This is a genomic window from Sphingomonas panni (genome assembly GCF_022664435.1).
GTDB classification, from domain to species: Bacteria; Pseudomonadota; Alphaproteobacteria; order Sphingomonadales; family Sphingomonadaceae; genus Sphingomonas; species Sphingomonas panni.
This window is the reverse complement of sequence record NZ_JAKREU010000001.1, coordinates 427,842-440,551: the sequence shown is the minus strand read 5'-3', so window position 1 is coordinate 440,551 and position 12,710 is coordinate 427,842. Positions and strand designations below refer to the sequence as shown.

The following is a 12,710-nucleotide window of genomic DNA, read 5'->3' as shown; positions in this document are numbered from 1 at the left end:
CTGGATGCATGGAAAATGATTCGGCTATCGTTGCGCTTGGGGCGCTGGCGCAGGCAACGCGCCTAGACGTGTTCCGCCTGCTGGTTCGCCACGAACCCGCCGGGATGGCGGCTGGCGAAATCGCCCGTCAGCTCGACGTGCCGCAAAACACCATGTCGGCACATCTCGGCATTCTCGCCCGCGCGGGCCTGGTCCGCTCCGAACGCCATAGCCGGTCAATCATCTATCGCGCCGATCTGGACGGCCTGCGCACGCTGATGCTGTTCCTCGTGAAGGACTGCTGCGCTGGTAACGCGGAACTGTGTGCGCCGCTGATCGCCGAACTCGCCCCCTGCTGCTGAAAGGACGCCCTGTGGCCGTCGATATCGTGATCTATCACAACCCCGAGTGCGGCACATCTCGCAATGCCCTTGGGCTGATCCGCAATGCCGGCATCGAACCGCATGTCATCGAGTATCTCAAGACGCCGCCCGCGCGCGCGCTTTTGGTCGCGCTGATCGACCGCGCCGGTGTGAAGCCGCGCGATCTCCTGCGCGAGAAGGGTACGCCCTATGCAGAGATGGGCCTGAACGACACGTCGCTGTCCGACGACGCGTTGGTCGATGCGATGTTGGCGCACCCGATCCTCATCAACCGACCGCTGGTCGTCTCGCCGCTCGGTGTGAAGCTGTGCCGCCCTTCCGAAACCGTTCTTGATCTGCTGCCGAGCGGCCAGCTCGGCGCGTTCGCCAAGGAAGACGGCGAACAGGTGGTCGATGCGTCGGGCCGGCGCGTCGGCTGATGCTGCTTGCGGCCCTGATCTTCGTCGCGACGATCGTGCTCGTCATCTGGCAGCCTAAGGGCCTCGGCATCGGGTGGAGCGCGATGGGCGGGGCGATCGTCGCGCTGCTCGCGGGTGTCGTCACCCTGTCCGACGTGCCGGTGGTGTGGGGGATCGTCTGGAATGCGACCGCCGCGTTCGTCGCGATCATCGTCATCAGCCTGTTGCTGGATGAAGCCGGGTTCTTCGAATGGGCGGCGCTGCATGTCGCCCGCTGGGGCGCAGGCCATGGTCACCGGCTGTTCGTCCTGATCGTGCTACTCGGCGCAGGCGTGTCCGCACTGTTCGCCAATGACGGCGCGGCGCTGATCCTGACCCCGATCGTCATCGCCATGCTGCGGGCACTGGGGTTCGAGGACAAGGCGATGCTGGCGTTCGTCATGGCGGCGGGGTTCATCGCCGATACCGCCAGCCTGCCGCTGGTCGTCTCGAACCTCGTCAACATCGTGTCGGCCGACTTCTTCGGGATCGGGTTCGGGGAGTATGCGGCGGTGATGGTGCCGGTCGACCTGGTGTCGATCGCCGCCACGCTGGGCGCGCTGCTGCTCTTCTTCCGCCGCGACATACCGCGGGATTACGATGTGGCCGCGCTGCGCGCGCCCGGTGCCGCGATCCGGGATGCGGCGACCTTCCGCGCCGGATGGATCGTCCTTGCCCTGCTGCTCGCCGGCTTCTTCCTGCTCGAACCGATGGGCGTGCCGGTCAGCGCCGTCGCCGCTGCCGGCGCCATCCTGCTGCTGGTGATCGCCGGGCGCGGCCACGAAATACAGACCGGCAAGGTGCTACGCGGCGCACCGTGGCAGGTCGTGATCTTCTCGCTCGGCATGTACCTGGTCGTCTATGGCCTGCGGAACGCCGGCCTGACCGATTATCTGGCGGCGCTGCTCGATCGCACCGCGCAAGGCGAGGTATGGGGCGCGGCGCTGGGAACGGGCGTGATCGCGGCCGTCCTGTCGTCGGTGATGAACAACATGCCGACCGTGCTGGTGGGGGCGCTGTCGATCGACGCCACCCACGCGACCGGGGCGGTCCGGGACGCGATGATCTACGCCAATGTCATCGGCTGCGACCTCGGCCCCAAGCTGACGCCGATCGGCTCGCTTGCGACGCTGCTGTGGCTGCATGTCCTGGGGCAGAAGGGCGTCAGGATCGGATGGGGCTATTATTTCCGGGTCGGGGTTACGCTCACCGTGCCGGTCCTGCTCATCACCTTGGCGGCGCTCGCGCTGCGAATTGGACTCGCTTGATGCCGCTCCGCAACCTTGCCGACCCCGACCATCTGCCCGCGCTCGATCGGCGCTATGCGCTCGATCGGCCCGCCCTCGGGCTGGGCGCTGGTGATCCGCCGCCCCGCATTCTGCTGCTCTATGGCTCGCTCCGGGAGCGATCCTATTCGCGTCTGTGCGTCGAGGAGGCAGCGCGGCTGCTCCGCTTCTTCGGCTGCGAGACGCGCATCTTTGATCCCGCGACGCTGCCGCTACCCGACCAGTACGTCGGCGACGACCATCCGGCCGTCCATGAACTGCGCGAATTGTCGCTATGGTCGGAGGGGCAGGTGTGGTGCAGCCCCGAGCGCCACGGCCAGATCACCGGCATCATGAAGCTGCAGATCGATCACCTGCCGCTCAGCATGGGCGGGATGCGCCCGACCCAGGGCCGCACGCTGGCGGTCATGCAGGTGTCGGCCGGATCGCAGTCGTTCAACAGCGTCAACAGCCTGCGCGTGCTGGGCCGATGGATGCGGATGGTGACGATCCCCAACCAGTCGTCGGTCGCCAAGGCGTTTGCCGAGTTCGATGACGCCGGCCGGATGAAGCCGTCGAGCTATTACGACCGGATCGTCGACGTGGCGGAGGAACTGGTGCGCTTCACCGTCCTGTTGCGCCCGCATACCGCGCAACTGGTCGATCGCTATTCGGAGCGGAAGGAAGCCGGCGTGCCGATCAACGCCGCCACGGACCTGTCCAGCATCGCGACCTCGCCGCAATCCTGACGGCAACGATCGGCCCGCTGCAACGAGCTGCGCTCGAACAATCCATGTTCGCAGTTGCAATATGGTCCGATCAGTGACTATCTACGGGCCTTCGACGGACCCGAATCGTTTCGGGTGGCTCGGCCCGGCGCCTATCCCCGGGATAACCATAGCGAATTTGGGTCTCGCTCCGAGCATCGTTGATTGAACGCGTCTGACGGCGTGCGCCCCTCGCTATTGCGATCAGGTTTCTACATGACATTTGCTACTTCGCTTCGACGCGAATGGCTCTCGAACCCACGCGCGGACGTGCTTGCGGGCATCGTCGTCGCGCTCGCGCTGATCCCGGAAGCCATCGGCTTCTCAATCATTGCTGGCGTCGATCCAAGCGTCGGGCTGTTTGCCTCTTTCTCCATCGCCGTCATCATTTCGCTCGCGGGCGGTCGCCCCGGCATGATCTCGGCCGCAACCGCCGCAATTGCGGTTCTCGTCCTGCCGCTGATCCGCGATCACGGCGTCCAATACCTCTTCGCCGCCACCATCCTCATGGGGTTGATCCAGGGCGTCGCCGGGTTCCTGAAGCTCGACCTGCTGATGCAGTATGTGTCACGCTCGGTCATCACCGGCTTTGTCAATGCGCTCGCGATCCTGATCTTCATCGCGCAGCTCCCCCAGCTCACGAACGTCGGGTGGGAAACCTACGCGATGGTCGCAGCGGGGCTGGCGATCATCTACCTGTTCCCGTGCATCACCAAGGCGATCCCGTCGCCACTGGTTGCGATCGTGATCCTGACGATCGTGTCGATCTATGCAGGTATCAAGGTCAACACGGTCGGCGACATGGGCAAGCTGCCCTCGTCGCTGCCGGCGTTCGGCATCCCGCAGGTGCCGTTCACGCTGGAAACGCTGCGCATCATCTTCCCCTATTCGCTGACGATGGCGGCGGTGGGCCTACTGGAATCGATGATGACCGCGCAGATCGTCGATGATCTGACCGACACTCCGTCCAACAAGCGTCGCGAGATAAAGGGGCAGGGCATCGCCAATTTCCTGACCGGGTTCTTCGGCGGAATGGGCGGCTGCGCGATGATCGGGCAGTCGGTCATCAACGTGAAGTCAGGCGGCTCTACCCGCCTCTCCACCTTCGTCTCGGGCGCATTCCTGCTGTTCCTGATCGTCGTGCTGGGGCCACTGGTTGCCCGCATTCCGATGCCGGCATTGGTCGCAGTGATGATTATGGTGTCGATCGGCACCTTCTCCTGGGGATCGATCAAGAACCTCAAGAGCTATCCGTGGCAGTCGTCGGTCGTCATGCTGGTGACGGTGCTGGTCGTCGTCTCGACGCACGATCTGGCGCAGGGCGTGGTCGCAGGCGTGATCCTGTCGGGCCTGTTCTTCGCCAGCAAGGTCAAGCGCCTGTTCGACGTGGCAACCGAGCTGAGCCCGGACGGCAGAACGCGGACCTACCGCGTCTCGGGTCAGGTGTTCTTCGCCTCGTCCGAGCGGTTCGCTGATGCCTTCGACTTCAAGGAGGTGCTGGACAATGTGGTCATCGACCTGACCGCCGCGCATTTCTGGGACATTTCGGCGGTGGGGAGCCTCGACAAGGCGATCCTCAAGTTTCGCCGCGAAGGCACCCATGTCGAGGTCATCGGCCTCAGTCAGGCAAGCGCGACGATGATCGATCGCTTCGCCGTCCATGACAAGCCCGGCGCCGAAGCAGCGCTGGGCGCCCACTGAGGAGAGGGCTTATGAATCGCATATTGGCCTGTATCGACGCATCCACCTACGCAACCAGCGTCGTCGATCTGGCGGCCTGGGCCGCGACCCGGCTTGGGGCTGATGTCGAGCTGCTGCATGTCGTCCAGCGGAAGGATGCCGTGGCATCGCGCAACGATCATAGCGGCGCGATCGGCCTCGGCGTCAAAAGCGATCTGCTGGAGGAGCTGACCCGCCTTGAGGAAGCGGCGGGGCGTCTCGCCATCGAGGAAGGGCGCATCCTGCTGGACGCAGGCGGTGCCCGCCTGAAGGAGCAGGGCATCACGGTCGCGTCGATGCACCTGCATGGCGGGATCGTGGAAACGATCGTCGAGCGTGAAGCTGATGCCGCGCTGGTCATTATCGGCAAGCGCGGTGCCTCGGGCGAGTTCGCGACCGACCATATCGGCTCGAAGGTCGAACGGGTGGTGCGCGCCAGTGACAAGCCGGTGCTGATCGCCTCGCGTGAGGCAAAGGCACCTGACGCCGTAGTGATCGCGTTCGACAACAGCCCTGCTGCCTGTCGGGCCGTGCGTCATGTCGCAACGTCGCCGCTGTTCGGCGGCTTGCCCGTGCACCTCGTCATGGCGGGACCGGACGATGCCAGGCATCGCGATCAGCTCGGCGCGGCAGCGGCTTCGCTTCCGGCCTGCGCCGAAACCGTCCTGCGCGATGGCAAGGTTGATGCCGTCATCGGCGATCACATGGCCGCGCATCCCGGCGCAATGCTGGTGATGGGTGCTTATGGTCACTCTCCGCTCCGCACGCTCATCGTCGGCAGTACGACAACGACGATGGTCCGCACCGTCCGCGCGCCGGTCTTGCTGGTACGCTGACATGACCGGGTGCGCGCCGGACTTGGAAGCGCGGCGTCGGCAATTACTGGCGCTGCGCGATCAGCTCGTTGCTGACGATGCGGTAGCCGAGGACATGCGCGCGCCGGTCACGCTCGATCAGGAAAGCGTCGGCCGCCTGTCGCGGATCGACGCCATGCAGGTGCAGGCAATGGCTCTGGCGGCGCAGCGGCACCGCCAGGCCGAGCGCAACCGCATCGATGCCGCGCTGAAGTGGATCGATAGTGGCGACTATGGCTGGTGCGTCCGGTGCGGAGAGGAAATCGAGGCCAAGCGCCTCGATCATGCGCCTGCGACGGCCATGTGCCTCACCTGCGCCAAGGAGGGCTAAGCCCGAAAGGAAGGCGTCATGCCGACCGGAACGATCAAATATCTCGACCGTGGTGGAGCCTGGGGCTTCATCTCCCGTGACGACAAACAGCCCAAGGTCTTCGTCCACGTCCGTGCAGCGGAGCGCGCCGGCTTCACCGAGCTGCGGCGCGGGCAGCGATGGCGTTTCGATTTGGTCGAGCGTCCCAAGGGAGGTTTCGGAGCCGACAACCTGGAAATCCTGTTAGACGACCCGCTACCGCCGGGACGATAGCCCACCGGCAAAGCCGGTAGCTCATCGATCGCCGTCTTGATGCTTCTTCCACTTCACGGGGATACGCAGGTAGGTGACGCCGTTCGCCTCGGCCTCGTCAAAATGGCCCGCGCGGATGTTGACCTGGATCGAGGGCAGCAGCAGCTTCGGCACGGGCAGTCCGGCGTCGCGCTTCTCGCGCATGGCGACGAAATCGTCCTCGCGCACGCCGTCATGGACGTGGACGCTTGCCCGCCGCTGCTCGACCACCGTCGTCTCCCAGCGATAGTCGTCGCGGCCCGGTGCCTTATAGTCGTGGCACAGGAACAGCCGCGTCGCGTCGGGCAACGCCAGCAGGCGGCGGATCGAGCGGTAGAGCGTGCGCGCGTCGCCACCGGGGAAGTCGGCGCGGGCGGTGCCATAGTCGGGCATGAACAGGGTATCGCCGACGAACGCCGCATCGCCGATCCGATAGGCGACGTCGGCCGGAGTGTGGCCGGGGACGTGCAGCACCTCGACCTCCAGCGCGCCGATCGTGAACCGATCGCCGTCCTCGAACAGGCGGTCGAAGTCCGATCCGTCCGCCTTCAGGCCATCCATCGCGAACACGGGGCGGAAGATTTTTTGCACGTCGCGGATATGCGTGCCGATCCCGATCCATGCGCTGGTATGCGCCTTGATGAAGGGGGCGGCCGACAAATGATCGGCATGGGCGTGGGTCTCCAGCACCATAGCGATCCGCCAGTCCTGCTCGCGGGCGAAGGCGACGATGCGCTCGGCCGAGCGCGTATCGGCGACGCCACTCGCCATGTCGAAGTCGAGCACTGGATCGATCACTGCCGCTGTTCGCGTCGCAGGATCGCCGACAAGGTAGCTGATCGTGTTCGTCGGCTCGTCGAAAAATGCCTCGATGAAGGGCCGGGTCATGATTTCCTCCGTTAGCTCTTGCTAATATATTAGAGGGATCTACATAAGCAACACCTAATGGAGTGGCGGTGATGCTCAAACCCCCGATGGATCTGGCAACGTTCGAGGCGAAGGCCGGCCAGGTCACCGACACGCTGAAGGCGATCGGTAATGCGCGACGGTTGATGCTGCTGTGCAAGCTGGTCGAGCATGGCGAGGTGACGGTCGGCGATCTGGCGCGCGATGTGGGGCTGTCGCAATCGGCCTGCTCGCAGCATCTGGCCAAGATGCGTGACGAAGGCCTCGTCACCTATCGGCGCGAGAGCCAGACGCTCTGGTACGCCATTGCCGACCCGCGCGTCGAAACGCTGCTCGCCACCCTCTATCAGCTCTATTGCAAGGATTGATGCGATGACGCTTGCGACCCTTTCCCCCGCCGACACTCGCACCGCGATCGATGCCGGTGCGCGCCTGATCGACATTCGCGGTGCCGACGAACATGCGCGGGAGCGCATCCCCGGTGCGATCAACGTGCCGCTCGATCGGATCGGCGATCTGCCGCGCGACGGCCGTCCGGTCGTCTTCCACTGCAAGTCGGGGATGCGCACCGCCGCTAATGCCGCGAAACTCGGCGCGGCAATGGGTAGCGCACCGGCCTATATCCTCGAAGGCGGCATCGATGCGTGGCGGCAGGCGGGACAGCCTACGCTTGCCGATCGATCGCAACCGCTGGAGATCATGCGGCAGGTGCAGATCACTGCCGGCGCGCTGGTGCTGACCGGCGTGCTGCTCGGCACGTTCGTCGCCCCCGGCTTCTTCGGGCTGTCGGTGTTCGTGGGGGCAGGGCTGATGTTCGCCGGCGTGACGGGATGGTGCGGCATGGCAAACCTGCTGCGCGTTATGCCGTGGAACCGGCGCGCGGCCGCCTGAGGCAATCATGGACACCGCCACCATCCTTGCCGCGCTCGCATCGGGCGGCGTGATCGGCTTGATCCTCGGTCTTGTCGGCGGGGGCGGGTCGATCCTCGCCGTGCCGCTGCTGATCTATGTCGTCGGCGTGGGATCGCCGCATGCCGCGATCGGGACGGCCGCTGTCGCCGTCACGGTGAATGCGCTCGCCAGCCTGATCGGCCATGCGCGGGCGGGCCGGGTGAAGTGGCGGTGCGCCGGTGTCTTCGCCATCTCGGGGATGATAGGCGCGGCGCTGGGTGCCGAACTGGGCAAGGCGTTCGACGGCAAGCGGCTGCTCGTCCTGTTCGGGCTGGTGATGATCGGGGTCGGCCTGTCGATGCTGCGCAAGCGCCGCACGGCGGACGCGCCTGCCGTGCGCCTGACCCGCGACAGTGCGGCGACGTTGCTACCGCGTCTGGTGCCGATCGGGCTGGGCGTCGGGCTTGCCGCCGGCTTCTTCGGGATCGGGGGAGGGTTCCTGATCGTGCCAGGGCTGATCCTGGCGACGGCGATGCCGCTGCCCTTCGCCATCGGCACGTCGCTGGTCGTCGTCAGCGCGCTGGGGCTGACCACCGCCACCTCCTACGCCCTGTCGGGTTTGGTCGACTGGGGCGTGACGGCATTGCTGGTCATGGGTGGCGTCGTTGGAACGGTCGGCGGCATCGCGACGGGTCGCTTGCTCGCCGCGCGCAAGGGCTTGCTCGAGCGGTCGTTCGGCATCGTCGTGGCCAGCATCGGTTTCTACGTGACCGCTTCGCCGATCTGAACGCCGCCGGCTGCCCCGCCACGTATCAGTAATGGGCAACATATCCACGCCTTCTGCGGTCGCGGATTTCCAGCGGCGGCCAGGGTGGATTTCCCAAGGCGTCCGCTATGCCCCCGCCGTTTCATTGCCGGATGGACATGCACTAACGTATGAAAGCCCGAGCGTGCGATGGAACAGGCAGTGACCCGTCTCATTTTGTGAGGATGATCTCTTCGCTAGCGTCCGTCCGCAGTCTGCTGTTTGCGATTTTCGTTCTGATGCTCGGCTCTGGATTCCTGACCACCTTGATAAGCATACGCTTGCAGGTGAATGGAACGGTCCCGATTGTTATCGGCTTGATCGCAACAAGCTACTTTGCAGGCTTGGCCACCGGGGCGATGCACGTTGGCAAATTGGTGGAGCGGGTCGGGCATATCCGGACGTTCGCGGTCGTAGTGGCGGTGTTGTCCGCCAGTACTTTGTCGTACACATTTGACGTGACCCCAGTCTTTCAACCAGCGGCAACCAGAGACCGACCGGTGTTGTCGCGCATGAGCGCAGGTGAAGCAATGGGCGGGGTTAACCCCGCCCGTTGCTGTTCGAGCCCGGCAGCGAATGCGGCCGGGGTAGCGTAGCCGAGCGACGAGTGCGGCCGCTCGGTGTTGTAGTCGTCGACCCAGTGGGCCAGGATCGAGCGAGCCTGACCGATGGTGAAGAACAGCGTCTCGTTGAGCAGCTCGTCGCGCATGCGACCGTTGAAGCTCTCGACGAACCCGTTCTGCGTCGGTTTGCCTGGCGCGATGTAATGCCACTCGATGCTGGCATCGGCGGACCAGGCGAGCACCGCATTGGAGGTCAGTTCGGTCCCGTTGTCGCTGACGATCATCTTCGGCCTGCCACGCTCGGCGATCAGATCGGCCAGTTCGCGCACGACCCGCCGGCCCGAAATTGACGTGTCGACTACCGCCCGGAGGCACTCGCGCGTCACGTCGTCGACGATGTTGAGCACACGGAACCGCCGCCCGGTGACAAGCTGGTCGTGGACGAAGTGGAGGCTCCAGCGCTGGTTGGGGAGCGCCAGCACCGGTGAAGGTGCCCGCGCGCCCACGGCGCGCCTTCGTCCCTTCCGGCGCCTGACCGTCAGACCTTCCTCCCGGTAGAGCCGCTGGGTCTTCTTGCGGTTGATCGTGATGCCGTCCCGGCGCAGCAGGATGTGCAACCGTCGATAGCCGAACCGCCGACGCTGCTGTGCCAACTCGCACAGCCGCGACCGCAGGTCGCCATCATCTGCCCGGCACGAGCGATACCGCATGCTCGTGCGATCCGCTCCGACAACCGCGCATGCCCGCCGCTCGCTCATCCCCAGGGTCGCCTGGAGATGCACGACCGCTTGCCGCTTCGCGGCGGGCGTCACCACTTTTTGACAGCAGGTCTTTCAACCCCGCGTTGTCGAGCATCGTATCCGCGAGCAGACGCTTGAGCCGGGCGTTCTCCTCCTCGAGCGACCGCAGGCGCTTCGCGTCGGACACCTCCAGGCCGCCGAACTTCGCCTTCCACGCGTAATAGGTCGCGCTCGACATCCCGTGCTTGCGGCACAACTCCGTCACCACTGCGCCCGCCTCGGCCTCCTTCAGGATGCCGATGATCTGCTCGTCCGAGAATTGCTTCCGCTTCATTCCGTCCGTCCCTTTGAGGGGCCGGTCTCTACTTCCACCTGGATGAAGAAACGGGGGTCACGTCACATTCTCAGAACATGCTTTGCTATGGATGCTGCTGCGTTTTATCGACGGCTTCTGTGTCGCCGGTGTTTATGTCTGCCTCGAGAGCTGGCTCAACGATCGGGCCGAAGGTCCGTCACGCGGAAGCGTTCTCGCCGGATACATGATTGCCTTGTATTTAGGCCAAGGCATCGGCCAGCAGATACTGAATGTGACCGGATCTACGCCGACAACACCATTCATACTGGCTTCTCTTCTCATCTCGCTTGCCGTTCTTCCGGTGGCTTTGACCCGAATGAACGGCCCGACCTTGCCCAGCACGGTATCACTGTCGATCTGGCGCCTGTACGCCACCTCGCCGCTGGCGATCGTCGGGGTTGCGGCCACTGGCGTCATACTTGGTGCATTTTACGGCCTTGGTCCGGTGTATGCAGGGGCGTCGGGCCTGTCCGTATCGGATACCGCCGGATTCATGACCGCGGTGATCCTGGGAGGCGTTGCCTTGCAGTGGCCGCTGGGACGCCTGTCCGACCGCTTCGATCGACGTACGGTGATTGTTGCGACCACGGCGGGAGCTGCCATCAGCGCCCTTGTTTTATCCCTGACAGTCCCGACAGGCCTCGGCCTTGCGTTGGGCACATTGTTCGGTGGTGCAAGCTTTGCACTATATCCGCTCTGTGTAGCGCATGCCAACGATCAGCTTGCGCCAGCAGAGCGCGTCAGCGCCACTGGCGGACTGGTCTTGGTCTATTCCCTTGGCGCGGCGGTTGGCCCGCTGGTGGTGTCGGCCGCGATGACTGTTCTCGGGCCGCAGGGGTTGTTTCAGGTCGTCGCCATTCTGGCGGTAAGCGTATTCGGCTTCGGCATGTGGCGCCGCTGGGTGGGAGACGCGGTGCCTGCTGAGATGCAGCAAGCTTATCAACCACTGCCCCGAACCACAGCAGTTGCGACGAAGTTGGTAACAATCGTCCCTGCTGAAGACGATACCGGCCAAGACTGACGATCCCCTTGCTCATAGCCGCAAGGATTTTGTCGGTGCGGCGGTGCCATTTGCCCCTGCCATAAGTTATTAGTGACATGTCTCCTCCGGTTTCCACCGCCACTTCGGCGTGTCCCATAGCTCGCTTCGCTAACGATGGAGCCGTGGCGTAATGCGGGGATGGCAATGGGCCGTTCGTCTCCTCACGCGTCAGATGTGGTTTCGTGCCGGACTGTTCTGCGTTTTCGCGGTGCTGCTCGCGCTGGCCAGCGCATTCCTCGGTCATACCATTTCGTACGACTTTGCCGCCAAGGTGGGGTCGAAGTCGGTCGACGGCATCCTGAATCTGCTCGCGTCCTCGATGCTCGCGGTAACCACCTTTTCATTGACCGCGATGGTTCAGGCCTATGCGGGAGCGACCAGCAGCATCACACCGCGCGCCGTCCAACTGTTGATCGATGACAGCACGTCGCAGAACGCGCTGGCGACCTTCCTCGGCAGTTTCCTGTTCGCGATCGTCGGCATCATCGCGCTGTCGACCGGCATCTACGGGAATACCGGGCGCGTCATTCTCTACGCCGGCACAATTCTGGTCATCCTGTTCATCGTCGTGACGTTCCTGCGCTGGATTCAGCACATCGCCCGCTTCGGCCGGGTGTCCGATACGATCGACCGGGTCGAGCGCGCGGCAACCGATGCCGTACGCATGATGATGCAGCCGCCCCGCTTCGGCGCTGAGGACAACGCCTCGGTCCCGAGCGACGCCCATGTCGTCCATCATGCAAAGATCGGGCGGATCACGCACGTTGACCTTGCCCAGATCGGTGAGGTCGCCGATGCGATCGGCGCGGATATCCACCTCGTCAGCATTCCCGGTCATCTGGTGGACCCGGCCAAACCGCTCGCCTGGGTCAGGGCGACGATCGACGACGATCAGGCCTGCCTGATCCGGGATGCATTCACGATCGAACATCATCGGACGTTCGATCATGACCCGCGCTTCGGTCTGGTCGTGTTGGGGGAGATCGCGGCGCGCGCCTTATCGCCCGCCGTCAACGATCCCGGAACCGCCATCGCCGTGGTCGAGGCGGCAACGCGCGTCCTGGCAGCGGCCCTGCGCCATCGGCCAGACGAGGAGCGGTCGCCGCCCGCGCGCGTGACGGTGCCGCCCTTTGCCTTTTCCGATATGCTCGAAGACGTGTTTCGCCCCATTGCCCGGGATGGGGCGGGGACGATCGAAGTCGGATTGCGCCTTCAAAAGGCCCTGGCGGCCTTGGTCGTAATCGACGACCGCTCCACGATCGATTGTCGGAACGAAGCGCAGGATGCCGTTGATAGAGGACGGACTGGGCTGTCCAGTGATCGAGATATCGCCGAACTGTCGCGCCTTCATCACACGCTGTGGGGCAACCACGGCGTTGCGGCATCATAGCATGGAAACCAGA

The 12,710-nt window shown here is 64.5% G+C and carries 16 protein-coding genes and 1 other annotated feature; of the genes, 13 read left to right on the top strand and 3 right to left on the bottom strand.

Translation table 11 applies throughout. From position 1 onward, the window contains the following. The first annotated feature begins 8 nt into the window (after positions 1–8). The 6 genes from MF609_RS02225 (at position 9) to MF609_RS02200 (ending at position 5,386) form a co-directional block, all read left to right on the top strand. Positions 9–341, top strand: coding sequence for an ArsR/SmtB family transcription factor (locus MF609_RS02225; RefSeq protein WP_066689543.1), 333 nt, complete (start codon positions 9–11; stop codon positions 339–341). An 11-nt stretch (positions 342–352) separates the two neighbouring features. Beyond that, positions 353–781 carry an arsenate reductase (glutaredoxin) gene (gene arsC, locus MF609_RS02220; RefSeq protein WP_066689542.1) on the top strand — a complete coding sequence of 143 codons (429 nt, stop codon included), beginning with the start codon at positions 353–355 and terminating at the stop codon, positions 779–781. After that, complete coding sequence (locus tag MF609_RS02215) at positions 781–2,067, top strand: arsenic transporter (RefSeq protein ID WP_242414684.1); 1,287 nt, start codon at positions 781–783, stop codon at positions 2,065–2,067. Before arsC ends, MF609_RS02215 begins: the two co-directional genes overlap by 1 nt. Further along, positions 2,067–2,813, top strand: a complete 747-nt coding sequence (gene arsH / locus MF609_RS02210) for an arsenical resistance protein ArsH (RefSeq protein ID WP_066689540.1) — start codon at positions 2,067–2,069, stop codon at positions 2,811–2,813. Before MF609_RS02215 ends, arsH begins: the two co-directional genes overlap by 1 nt. A gap of 93 nt (positions 2,814–2,906) precedes the next feature. After that, positions 2,907–2,961: a sequence feature (sul1 is cis-regulatory element that is thought to sense ions involved in sulfur or methionine metabolism; They are found in Alphaproteobacteria), on the top strand. Positions 2,962–3,047: 86 nt separating this feature from the next. After that, positions 3,048–4,532, top strand: coding sequence for a SulP family inorganic anion transporter (locus MF609_RS02205; RefSeq protein ID WP_242414683.1), 1,485 nt, complete (start codon positions 3,048–3,050; stop codon positions 4,530–4,532). Between the two features lie 11 nt (positions 4,533–4,543). Beyond that, entirely contained in the window at positions 4,544–5,386 is an 843-nt protein-coding gene (locus MF609_RS02200; RefSeq protein ID WP_242414682.1) for a universal stress protein, read from the top strand. Positions 5,387–5,429: 43 nt separating this feature from the next. On the opposite strand, the gene MF609_RS19965 is transcribed toward MF609_RS02200, so the two are convergent. Further along, positions 5,430–5,690 (bottom strand): hypothetical protein, encoded by a 261-nt coding sequence (locus tag MF609_RS19965; protein WP_232307910.1) that lies wholly within the window; start codon positions 5,688–5,690, stop codon positions 5,430–5,432. Here MF609_RS19965 and MF609_RS19960 point away from each other — a divergent pair. After that, the gene (locus MF609_RS19960; RefSeq protein ID WP_232307908.1) at positions 5,667–5,735 is read left to right on the top strand and encodes a hypothetical protein; all 69 of its coding nucleotides are present in this window, start codon (positions 5,667–5,669) and stop codon (positions 5,733–5,735) included. The genes MF609_RS19965 and MF609_RS19960 overlap by 24 nt on opposite strands. Positions 5,736–5,753: 18 nt before the next feature. Further along, complete coding sequence (locus tag MF609_RS02185; RefSeq protein ID WP_242414681.1) at positions 5,754–5,987, top strand: cold-shock protein; 234 nt, start codon at positions 5,754–5,756, stop codon at positions 5,985–5,987. Positions 5,988–6,008: 21 nt separating this feature from the next. Here MF609_RS02185 and MF609_RS02180 read toward each other — a convergent pair whose 3' ends face one another. Beyond that, entirely contained in the window at positions 6,009–6,893 is an 885-nt protein-coding gene (locus tag MF609_RS02180) for an MBL fold metallo-hydrolase (protein WP_242414680.1), read from the bottom strand. A 71-nt stretch (positions 6,894–6,964) separates the two neighbouring features. Here MF609_RS02180 and MF609_RS02175 point away from each other — a divergent pair, with 71 nt between their 5' ends. Genes MF609_RS02175 through MF609_RS02165 form a run of 3 tightly spaced genes read left to right on the top strand, consistent with a single transcriptional unit; the run spans position 6,965 to position 8,589 of the window. Continuing rightward, positions 6,965–7,279 carry an ArsR/SmtB family transcription factor gene (locus MF609_RS02175; protein WP_242415153.1) on the top strand — a complete coding sequence of 105 codons (315 nt, stop codon included), beginning with the start codon at positions 6,965–6,967 and terminating at the stop codon, positions 7,277–7,279. Between the two features lie 4 nt (positions 7,280–7,283). After that, entirely contained in the window at positions 7,284–7,802 is a 519-nt protein-coding gene (locus MF609_RS02170) for a rhodanese family protein (protein WP_242414679.1), read from the top strand. Positions 7,803–7,809: 7 nt separating this feature from the next. Next, the gene (locus MF609_RS02165; protein ID WP_066689534.1) at positions 7,810–8,589 is read left to right on the top strand and encodes a sulfite exporter TauE/SafE family protein; all 780 of its coding nucleotides are present in this window, start codon (positions 7,810–7,812) and stop codon (positions 8,587–8,589) included. A 490-nt stretch (positions 8,590–9,079) separates the two neighbouring features. Here the strand turns inward: MF609_RS02165 and MF609_RS02160 are convergent. After that, positions 9,080–10,244, bottom strand: a protein-coding gene (locus MF609_RS02160) for an IS3 family transposase (protein WP_242414678.1) whose coding sequence is annotated in 2 segments (ribosomal slippage) — positions 9,080–9,989 and positions 9,988–10,244 — 1,167 coding nt in all. Because the reading frame shifts where the segments join, the coding sequence is not laid out codon by codon here. A gap of 91 nt (positions 10,245–10,335) precedes the next feature. On the opposite strand from MF609_RS02160, the gene MF609_RS19840 reads away from it, so the two are divergent. Both MF609_RS19840 and MF609_RS02145 read left to right on the top strand, forming a co-directional pair. Beyond that, positions 10,336–11,286 (top strand): MFS transporter, encoded by a 951-nt coding sequence (locus MF609_RS19840; RefSeq protein WP_336943797.1) that lies wholly within the window; start codon positions 10,336–10,338, stop codon positions 11,284–11,286. A 151-nt stretch (positions 11,287–11,437) separates the two neighbouring features. After that, a complete protein-coding gene (locus tag MF609_RS02145; RefSeq protein ID WP_336943794.1) occupies positions 11,438–12,697 on the top strand; it encodes a DUF2254 domain-containing protein in 1,260 nt (419 codons plus the stop codon). The last annotated feature ends 13 nt before the right edge of the window (positions 12,698–12,710 follow it).

Excerpts from the sequence above, each read along its gene's own strand:
- arsH (WP_066689540.1), top strand. The coding sequence starts at position 2,067 with ATGCCGCTCCGCAACCTTGCCGACCCCGACCATCTGCCCGCGCTCGAT.
- MF609_RS02165 (WP_066689534.1), top strand. The coding sequence starts at position 7,810 with ATGGACACCGCCACCATCCTTGCCGCGCTCGCATCGGGCGGCGTGATC.
- MF609_RS02175 (WP_242415153.1), top strand. The coding sequence starts at position 6,965 with ATGCTCAAACCCCCGATGGATCTGGCAACGTTCGAGGCGAAGGCCGGC.
- MF609_RS19840 (WP_336943797.1), top strand. The coding sequence starts at position 10,336 with ATGCTGCTGCGTTTTATCGACGGCTTCTGTGTCGCCGGTGTTTATGTC.
- MF609_RS02225 (WP_066689543.1), top strand. The coding sequence starts at position 9 with ATGGAAAATGATTCGGCTATCGTTGCGCTTGGGGCGCTGGCGCAGGCA.
- MF609_RS02180 (WP_242414680.1), bottom strand. The coding sequence starts at position 6,893 with ATGACCCGGCCCTTCATCGAGGCATTTTTCGACGAGCCGACGAACACG.
- MF609_RS02205 (WP_242414683.1), top strand. The coding sequence starts at position 3,048 with ATGACATTTGCTACTTCGCTTCGACGCGAATGGCTCTCGAACCCACGC.
- MF609_RS02215 (WP_242414684.1), top strand. The coding sequence starts at position 781 with ATGCTGCTTGCGGCCCTGATCTTCGTCGCGACGATCGTGCTCGTCATC.
- MF609_RS19965 (WP_232307910.1), bottom strand. The coding sequence starts at position 5,690 with ATGATCGAGGCGCTTGGCCTCGATTTCCTCTCCGCACCGGACGCACCA.
- MF609_RS02145 (WP_336943794.1), top strand. The coding sequence starts at position 11,438 with ATGCGGGGATGGCAATGGGCCGTTCGTCTCCTCACGCGTCAGATGTGG.
- MF609_RS02170 (WP_242414679.1), top strand. The coding sequence starts at position 7,284 with ATGACGCTTGCGACCCTTTCCCCCGCCGACACTCGCACCGCGATCGAT.
- MF609_RS02185 (WP_242414681.1), top strand. The coding sequence starts at position 5,754 with ATGCCGACCGGAACGATCAAATATCTCGACCGTGGTGGAGCCTGGGGC.
- MF609_RS02200 (WP_242414682.1), top strand. The coding sequence starts at position 4,544 with ATGAATCGCATATTGGCCTGTATCGACGCATCCACCTACGCAACCAGC.